5 protein-coding genes and 1 pseudogene are annotated in these 3,158 nt (G+C 36.4%); 3 read left to right on the plus strand and 3 right to left on the minus strand.

Annotated elements, in window-relative coordinates:
• Nucleotides 1-206 (minus strand): annotated as a pseudogene (locus I8752_RS23890) (IS701 family transposase); the annotation flags it as partial.
• An 82-nt stretch (nucleotides 207-288) separates the two neighbouring features.
• On the minus strand, nucleotides 289-714 hold the full coding sequence (locus tag I8752_RS23895; RefSeq protein WP_214434744.1) for a nucleoside deaminase: 426 nt from the start codon (nucleotides 712-714) through the stop codon (nucleotides 289-291).
• A 110-nt stretch (nucleotides 715-824) separates the two neighbouring features.
• Here I8752_RS23895 and I8752_RS23900 point away from each other — a divergent pair, with 110 nt between their 5' ends.
• Nucleotides 825-1,610 (plus strand): ion transporter, encoded by a 786-nt coding sequence (locus I8752_RS23900; protein ID WP_214434740.1) that lies wholly within the window; start codon nucleotides 825-827, stop codon nucleotides 1,608-1,610.
• A gap of 257 nt (nucleotides 1,611-1,867) precedes the next feature.
• Here the strand turns inward: I8752_RS23900 and I8752_RS23905 are convergent, their stop codons facing one another.
• Nucleotides 1,868-2,140, minus strand: a complete 273-nt coding sequence (locus tag I8752_RS23905; RefSeq protein ID WP_214434741.1) for a GlsB/YeaQ/YmgE family stress response membrane protein — start codon at nucleotides 2,138-2,140, stop codon at nucleotides 1,868-1,870.
• Nucleotides 2,141-2,467: 327 nt separating this feature from the next.
• Here I8752_RS23905 and I8752_RS23910 point away from each other — a divergent pair, with 327 nt between their 5' ends.
• Together I8752_RS23910 and I8752_RS23915 are read left to right on the plus strand one after the other, a co-directional pair.
• Nucleotides 2,468-2,839 carry an S-layer homology domain-containing protein gene (locus I8752_RS23910; protein WP_214434742.1) on the plus strand — a complete coding sequence of 124 codons (372 nt, stop codon included), beginning with the start codon at nucleotides 2,468-2,470 and terminating at the stop codon, nucleotides 2,837-2,839.
• 115 nt (nucleotides 2,840-2,954) lie between these two features.
• Nucleotides 2,955-3,158 (plus strand): hypothetical protein (locus I8752_RS23915; protein ID WP_214434743.1); only part of this gene is annotated, 204 nt, incomplete at its 3' end.

Consider the following 3,158-nt stretch of genomic DNA (forward strand, 5'->3'; position numbering starts at 1 on the left):
GAGTTTATACTTACAGCTTTTGCTATCTCTGGTAATGATTTTCTTTTAATTGCTGACATTATCCCTAGGTGTAAATATTTGAAGCACTCATAATTCCTTACTTCTTTAAATAGCTCTTTATACTCTGCACAATATTCATCTATGATCGTAACTGTTGGGTGAGGATCTCTTGCCAAATGTTTGAGGATTTGTAATTCTACATCCATTGCTCTACTTACCTTCCAGAGCTTTTTCTTCTATTCCTTTTATTCAGAATACTCGGAAAGTGACAGAAGAGGGGTAATTAGGTTATTTGAACAAAGCTAAACATTCTTCTTTTAAAACTCCTTTAATGACTTTAATTTTTCTAAAAGATTTAGCTATCATTTCCTCGCAAGTAATATCAATTTGTGATTGATTTAGCGAGATTAAATCTTGAATTGAAACAGCATATACAATTTCTGATATACCTGCCCAAATACAAGCAGCCGCACACATCGGACAAGGTTCCCCAGTTGTATATATGCTATAACCTTCTAAAGAAAGGTTTTTAAGTTTAGCTGTTAAACTACGAATGACATTGATTTCCGCATGAGCAGATGGATCGTTGTCTTTACTGACGGTATTATATGCGACAGCAACAACTTCGTCATCTTTAACAATTACAGCACCATAAGGCGCATCGCCTTTTTTTGCTTCCGCTATTGCTAAACGCATAAAATATTCTTGGTTAATATTCATATTCTTGGTTAATATTCATTGGGGAGGTAAACAGGATATTAGTTAACGATATCGCATTGTCAATGGTATTTCTACGAATATATTGAAATTACTGATAGGGAAATATGCTATTGAGCAGACAACAAACCCAATTTTATTTGACAGACCTAGAAACACCAGTAGGTAAAGCGATTAATTTAATTATTGCTGCACTAGTGCTGTTATCCTCAGCAATTTTTGTTGCCCAAACTTATAATATTCCCGATGTTGTTAGGTTGCAGCTGGATTTCATCGATACTACTATCTTGATAATTTTTGCTGTAGAATATGTGATTCGCCTCTGGAGTGCAGAAAATAAAATTAAATATATTTTCAGCTTTTATGCAATTCTTGATTTAATGGCGATTTTGCCATTTTTCATCGGGCTGGTAGATATCAGCTTTATCCGCATATTACGCTGGTTTAGAATTTTACGTTTACTTAGGTTTATAGATAAGAGATTTTTATTTGAGAGTATTAGTAGCGAAGATGGTGTAATTTTTGTACGTATCTTATTTACTTTATTTGCAATAATCTTTGTTTACTCTGGCTTAATTTATCAGGTAGAACATCCTGTTAATTCCCAAGTTTATAGTACTTTTTTGGATGCTTTTTATTTCTCTGTTGTCACAATGACAACTGTAGGATTTGGTGATGTGACACCAGTTTCTGAATTAGGTCGCTTTCTAACAGTGTTGATGATTTTGACAGGTGTTGCACTCATTCCTTGGCAAGTAGGCGATTTGATTAAGCGATTAGTAAAAAATGCTAATCAGGTAGAAATAGTTTGTTCGGGTTGTGGTTTGGCTTTCCATGATGTTGATGCTGGGTTTTGTAAAAGGTGCGGTACTAAGTTACCTAACACTAAGTAGGTTGGCGTGAATATTTTGCGTAAATCCAAAGCAGCCTTGCTTGATAGCAAGTGAAAGAGAAATGTAGACGTGCAAGCTATCGCAAAGAGCGCAAAGAAATGGTATGAGATACTACATATCCAGAAAATTTACTTATCAAAATAAGAATAGCGCCTACTTAAATCCAAGCAGGCGCTATTCCTTTATTTAAATTCAAGGAAAAATATAGTGAAATCGATTCCCTGGTTTTTCCTATTAGTGGAGTACAGTTCAAATTATTACACAGCACTACTGCGGCTGATCAAGTTCCATAAGAAAACGGCGACAATTGCACCAAGAACTGCTACTACAATCCCAGTTACACTGAGAGTTGGAGCCGCTAAAGCTAAGGTTCCTGTACTGAAGAATACACCCAAACTTCCACCAACGAAAGCACCAATAATTCCTAATAAAATTGTTCCTAAAATTCCGCCACCTTGATGACCGGGATAAATAGCCTTGGCGATCGCACCAGCAATTAGACCTAAAACAATCCAAGCAAGAATATTCATTGTCGTTAGATTTGATAAACGTTGTTTACTTACAAATATAGAATAACAATTTCAAATTAATCTTCACTCTATCAATAGAAACAATTGTTAATCGCCATCAGGATGAATCGCTTTTACTTCTTGTGATATACTTCTCAATTGAAATAGGTAATTAAGAAAAAGCTCCTAGCAGGTCTATAACTAGGGGCTGATTGATTCATTGCTTGTTAATTGCAGTATACGCATTTCTAATTACTTTTATCATCTACTTGAAGAATTAAGATCGGCTTTGAAAGCAGAATATTAATTTGATAAGGTGAAAGAGTAAAAGGTTTGTAGCTGCAACCAATGTTTAAGATTTCATTAATTGCTGGCTTGCTCAATTCAGCCACCGTTACAACTACCTTGGCACTAGCAACAATTATTTTCTATCCATCAAAAACTCTGTCACAAACACCCAGCGAAGGGCAAAACACAATTCCCCAAGCAGGTTGCCTATCTGGATATCCCGATCGCACATATCAAGGCTCGCGTCCAGTAATGCGCTATGAATTTGCAGCTGGCTTGAATACGTGCCTAGATCGGTTAAATCAACTTCTTCCCGCTAATAGGGCGGATTTGGCAACAAAGGAAGATTTAGAAATTTTGCTCAAACGACAGAGAGAATTAAACCAACAACTTCGAGAACTCAACGAGCGAGTTGACACCCAAGACCGATAAAATAAGCATTCGACAGCAGTTAGTTTATGCTATTTTTTTCTAGAAGCGCAAATTTTGCTAGAGAGGGTCAGATATTCAAGTAAACTAGGGAACACAGAGAATATGTGGTGCATGAATGGTAAGAAAAAGCCCTCAACCAAAAGCGACATCATCTGAAGTACTAGAATGCGTGCAACAGAATTGTCCCAGTTGCGGCAAACCCATGTGGAATGAGTACAACAATCTGCGACGTGTGAGAACTCTTAAAGGAGTGATACAACTACTGTTGAAAATTCGCCGTTGTCAAAATAGCTCTTGTGAGCGTTACAAAATTAAGTAT

It is taken from the genome of Dendronalium phyllosphericum CENA369 (assembly GCF_016056275.1).
Taxonomy (GTDB): domain Bacteria; phylum Cyanobacteriota; class Cyanobacteriia; order Cyanobacteriales; family Nostocaceae; genus Dendronalium; species Dendronalium phyllosphericum.